The sequence below is a fragment of the Rhizorhabdus sp. genome (genome assembly GCF_018006725.1).
Classification (GTDB): Bacteria; Pseudomonadota; Alphaproteobacteria; order Sphingomonadales; family Sphingomonadaceae; genus Rhizorhabdus.
This window is the reverse complement of the sequence record NZ_JAGMXV010000454.1, coordinates 1-2638: the sequence shown is the minus strand read 5'-3', so window position 1 is coordinate 2638 and position 2638 is coordinate 1. Positions and strand designations below refer to the sequence as shown.

3 protein-coding genes are annotated in these 2638 nt (G+C 66.5%); 1 reads left to right on the top strand and 2 read right to left on the bottom strand.

Features of this window, described 5'->3' with window-relative positions:
- Window positions 1-1067: 8-amino-7-oxononanoate synthase (locus tag KAY22_RS27730; protein WP_296626260.1), on the bottom strand; the 1067-nt coding region annotated here is incomplete at its 3' end.
- A 170-nt stretch (window positions 1068-1237) separates the two neighbouring features.
- Here KAY22_RS27730 and grpE point away from each other — a divergent pair.
- Window positions 1238-1783, top strand: coding sequence for a nucleotide exchange factor GrpE (gene grpE, locus KAY22_RS27725; protein ID WP_296626259.1), 546 nt, complete (start codon window positions 1238-1240; stop codon window positions 1781-1783).
- Window positions 1784-1823: 40 nt separating this feature from the next.
- Here the strand turns inward: grpE and KAY22_RS27720 are convergent.
- Window positions 1824-2638, bottom strand: an 815-nt coding sequence (locus KAY22_RS27720; protein ID WP_296626258.1) for a sulfotransferase, incomplete at its 5' end; no start/stop codon positions are given.

Sequence of the window (2638 nt, the reverse complement as noted above, 5' to 3'; positions counted from 1 at the left end):
GCGTCCTCGTCGACATTGAGCGTGAGCGAGATGCGCAGCCGCGACGTGCCCTTGGCGACGGTCGGCGGCCGGATGCCGCGAACGTCGAAGCCCCGCTGCTGGAGCGCGCCGGCGATCGCCATCGTGCGGGCGTCCTCGCCGATGATGTAGGGCACGATCTGGCTGTCCCGGACGGGCAGTCGCGTCCGCGCGAAAGCGATCAGATCGTGCAGCCTCTGCCGCCGGTCTGGCTGCGTCTGAAGCATGTGAAGGCTGGCCCGGACCGCTGCGGCGGCGAGGGGGGAGGGCGCCGTCGAAAAGATGAAGCCCCGCGCCTTGTTCACCAACAGGTCGGTAAGGACGTGCGGAGCGCAGACCAGCGCGCCTTCGCAGCCCAGCGCCTTCCCGCAGGTGCGCAGCGTGACGACGTTTTCGCGCCCGTCCAGCCCGTCGGCGAGGCCGCGTCCGTCGCGCCCGAAGACACCCGTGCCATGGGCCTCGTCTATGACCAGAAAGGCGTCCTCGCGATCGGCCAGCGCGGCAAGGTCGGCCAGCGGGGCGACGTCTCCGTCCATGCTGTAGACGCTCTCGACCGCGATCCAGACGCGGCCGACATTGCCCGCCGCGCGCCACCGGGCGATGCGATCGGCGAAGGAGCCGACGTCATTATGGCCGGCCTCCACCGTTGCCGCCCGGCCGAGGCGCATGCCTTCATGCGCGCTGGCGTGGATCAGCGCGTCGTGGACGATCAGGTCGCGGCCGGCGGGCAGGGTCGAGAAGATCGCGCTGTTCGCGGCGAAGCCCGACGAGAAGAACAGGCTGGCCTCGCTGCCGAAGAAGCGCGCGGCGTCTTCCTCCAGAGCCTCATGCTCGGGATCGTTGCCGCGCAGCAGGCGCGACCCGCCTGCACCGATCGCCACTCCCCGGGCCAGCGCTGCGGCGACCGCCTCACGCAGCTCGGGCGCACCGGACAGGCCCAGATAATCGTTGGAAGCGAAATCGAGGCCGCCGCGCGGGATCAGGCGACGGGTGCGCGACCGGCGCGCCAAGAGGGACAGTGCCTCCCGATGGGAATCGAGAATGGACATGGACTGCGCCCCTAGAGCCTGAACAGGCGAGGGGGAAGCGCTTTGCGTGTCACCGGTCGAAGGGGAAGGGGCATGAAAATCATGCTGGGCACTGGTCGCGCGGCTGTCTTTCACTATATCAGCGCACGGAACGAGGGCGGAGATCGCCCGCAAGACAACCGGAAGAAAGCATGAGCGCAGAAGAGATCGACGCGAACGAGGTGGAAAATCCGGCGGTGACGGAGCAGGCCGAGGCCCCGACCGAAAATCCGCTCGCGAAGCTGCAGGATGAGCTGGAGAAGCTCCGCAACGACGTGCTGTACGCGCAGGCCGAGACCCAGAATGTGCGCCGCCGTCTCGAAAAGGAAAAGGCCGATGCGTCCGCTTATGCGGCAACCGGCTTCGCCCGGGACATGCTGTCGGTTGCCGACAATCTGGCGCGTGCCCTTGCCGCCATTCCCGCCGACCTGCGCGAGGATGAGCGGGTGAAGTCGCTACTGACCGGCATCGACATGACCGCCAAGGAACTGGACAATGTGTTCCAGCGCAATGGCATCACCAAGATCGAGGCGGTCGGCGAGAAGCTCGATCCCAACCGGCACCAGGCCATGCTGGAAATTCCCTCGGCCGACGCCGAGCCAGGCACGGTCGTCCAGGAAATGCAGGGCGGGTACATGATCAAGGATCGGTTGCTGCGACCGGCGCTGGTGGCCGTCGCGAAGGCGCCCGACGCCTGATGTTTTCGTCCACCACGCCGCATCCGGCGTGGTGGACGCCTCAATCGGGCTGGCGGCTGGCGATGTCGAACTGCCGGCGTCTGATCCTGGCCTTCGCCTTGCGCGTTCCGATCCTGCCGACGATCTTGCTTTTCAGCCACAGGCCGGTTCCCAGGAGCCGGCGACGATGATTGGCGACGGCGACCCAGTTGCTGAGATTCAACCGGATGCGGCGGATGATCGACGGCGGCCGGACCGTCCCGCTCAGAAAATAGCTGTTCTGCAAAAGCCATCGCGCCGCGCGATGCTCGGCGGCGGAGATCTCCTTCGTCTCCGCCTTGCGCCACAACCCCTGCGCCTCCTGCATCAGGATCGGCGCCTGCTGGAGCATGGCCGGAACCGTCGGCAAGCCCAGGAAAACACAGAGCCGCTGCAGTTCATAATCGGGTTCGTTGGCCAGCATTTCGAAGCGCAGGGCAAATTGCCGATCTGCAGGCAGCTTGTGTGACATCCGGTCCCATAGCGCCTCGGACTCGGCCCAATCGGCGATGCCGTGCCAAAGATTGCCGGCGCGGTGGGCGCGCACATTGCCCACCGCAACGTCGCGGCCATCGCGGACGAGGTGGATGAAGCGGGCGTCGGGCCAGAGCCACAGGATGCGGTCGAAGTCCTGCTCCAGCGAAAAGCCATGTACCATCGCGTCGGGGCGCGCCGCTACGATCTGTTCATACAGGCTGCGCGCGATACCCGTGAAATTCTCGCCCGGCGGAATGGTAAGGCCGAGACGCTTGAACCGCACATCATACTCGATGGAGCGCAGGAAGGCGTCGCGCTTCATGAAGCGCGACGCCTTCCTGCGCTCCATCGAGTATGATG